The sequence below is a fragment of the Bacteroidota bacterium genome, assembly GCA_018831055.1.
In the GTDB taxonomy this organism is placed as follows: domain Bacteria; phylum Bacteroidota; class Bacteroidia; order Bacteroidales; family B18-G4; genus M55B132.
Genome location: JAHJRE010000239.1, coordinates 1 through 2,098 on the forward strand (window position 1 = coordinate 1; position 2,098 = coordinate 2,098).

The window sequence follows — 2,098 nt, forward strand, 5'->3', positions numbered from 1 at the left end:
AAAAATGCCCATCAACAAGAATAGTGGTATTACTGCCAGCGAATAATTAAAGGTTACGTAAAATGGCCCCATGCCGAGGATACCTGCTGCAGCGGCAAAAAAATCTCCCGTGATTAGCCAGGATCCCAAAACACTAACTGCCAACAGAGCAACCGCAATGCGGGCTCCCATAAAAATTAGGAAAAGTACCAGCCCTAGCATTAATAATGCGATGCCAACTGAACTCATTTTTGCCCCTTATGATAGCCGATTACATTGCCTATCTGCCCAATAAATTCAATAATTGACTGAATCACAAGCAAGGCACTGCCTACAACGATGGCAAATCGAGAAGGAAAAACAGGGATTCGTATTTGCTCACCATCAAACTCATTGACTAGCCACGAAACCCAAGCGGCTTTCCACGAAAAGAAGCACAACAAAGCAAAGATAGCAATCTGTATTAAACAGTTTGCTATGCCCAAATAACTGCTTAAAGATGGAGGCAGATGGTCAACAATTACCGTAGTCTTTATATGACGCCCTTTTTGCATTGTGTAGGCAACACTCAGAAATACAACGGCACAGAGGCCCGTCTGCACAAGCTCTGTTGTGCCTGCTATTGGATGATTGAAAAAATACCGCCCAACGACATCAGCGGTAATCCACATGGCAAGCAAAAAGATAACGCCTACCGCGATCATGTTGCAACCGAAAACGAACTTATCATACACCTTTCTTATCGCTGAACAGATCTGGCGCATGAAACATACTGCCTTTACTGCAACCCTTTCACTCTTGCACTTATGCTTGATGCATTCAGGGTTGCTCTTGCATTAGGTTGATCAATAAGGCTGGTACTAAATCCTCCGCGTAATCAACTACAATTACTTAAGTGGATCAAGGTTTGGCGGAACCAAGAACTTCACGCCCTCATCTTTCTGCAGGGTTTTTACATAGTAATGCGCAACTTTATTTGCCAGAGAATCGGGCGCCGAACAGCTAGCAACCTCTTCCGCTGCAATCCTTTTTTCGCTTAGAACCTTTGCCCAGCGCCTCCTCTCTTCCTCGGGAAGAGTGTAAATCTTGGTGCCATATTTCTTCATTATCTCGAGGGCTTTCTTATTCTGAGCCTTATTCCGCTTGTAGACGTCCCAGCTCCAATCCGTGGCGACTTCCTCCACAATTTTCTGTACTTCCTTAGGCAATCTATTCCAAGTGTTCGTATTCATAGTCAGAATTCCAACAATATTTGCTCCAGAATCAACTTTTGTAAAATAAGGAGCAACTTCATATATTTTCAGCGACATAGCAATATTCGCGGGCATCGAATATCCATCAATAACTCCTGTACTTATGGAGTTATATGCTTCAGGATATGGGAGCTTGACGCTCGTGCAACCCCAAGCTTTAAGCCATTTGAGAGTCGGGTTACCGTTTGCTATCTTTTTACCTTTTAGATCTTCCAAAGTTCTTAGTGGAAAATCCGTTATGAGCTGATAGCTGGTCTGACTCCAAAAGCCATTACCAATCCGCCGCTGGTTATATCGGGCGAATAATTTATCAAAGTAGGGAAAATGACCGAACGTTTTCATGGTGGCTCTTATAACTTTAGCCGGGTCATCCGTAGTAAAAGGTATCCACAGCGTAAAGTTGGTCAGCCCGAGTTTAGATAACTCAAAACAATTTGTGACCATTCCCATGTCAAGCATTCCGGCCTCGATGCTTTCGAGAACCTCGCCTAGCTTCGCGACCGAACCTCCGTAGTATCCCTTACACTTCACCTGATAATTTTTTGTTTTTTCTAAAACTCTCTTTTCCAACTCGCGGCAGAAGTAGTCTTCAAGGCTCATGATAAACTGAAACCCTTGAGCATAGGGTTGCCCTGCCCCACAGCGAAGTGTAATTACTTTGCGTTCTGCGGCTGCCCCAACGCTTGGCGTCATCGTGACCAGAAAAATGGCCGGCATCAAAAGCGCCAATGAAACCCTCACGAAATAATTTTTTAACACTTTTCCTCTCCCTTCCTTGAGTGACTCTTGAGCATGCGTTTAACGCCTTCTATCTTGTTTTCCAGCCCTGCCTGGCGACCGATCATGATGCGCTGGGCGGTGGGCGG

The 2,098-nt window shown here is 44.8% G+C and carries 3 protein-coding genes; all 3 read right to left on the reverse strand.

Annotated elements, in window-relative coordinates; translation table 11 throughout:
- Positions 1 to 228, reverse strand: a 228-nt coding sequence (locus KKA81_15960) for a C4-dicarboxylate ABC transporter permease (GenBank protein ID MBU2652424.1), incomplete at its 3' end; no start/stop codon positions are given.
- Positions 225 to 683 carry a TRAP transporter small permease gene (locus KKA81_15965; GenBank protein ID MBU2652425.1) on the reverse strand — a complete coding sequence of 153 codons (459 nt, stop codon included), beginning with the start codon at positions 681 to 683 and terminating at the stop codon, positions 225 to 227. The genes KKA81_15965 and KKA81_15960, both read right to left, overlap by 4 nt.
- Positions 684 to 866: 183 nt before the next feature.
- The gene (gene dctP, locus KKA81_15970; protein MBU2652426.1) at positions 867 to 1,973 is read right to left on the reverse strand and encodes a TRAP transporter substrate-binding protein DctP; all 1,107 of its coding nucleotides are present in this window, start codon (positions 1,971 to 1,973) and stop codon (positions 867 to 869) included.
- Positions 1,974 to 2,098 lie beyond the last annotated feature (125 nt).

Coding starts and splice junctions, on each gene's coding strand:
- KKA81_15965 (MBU2652425.1), bottom strand. CDS start 683: ATGATCGCGGTAGGCGTTATCTTTTTGCTTGCCATGTGGATTACCGCT.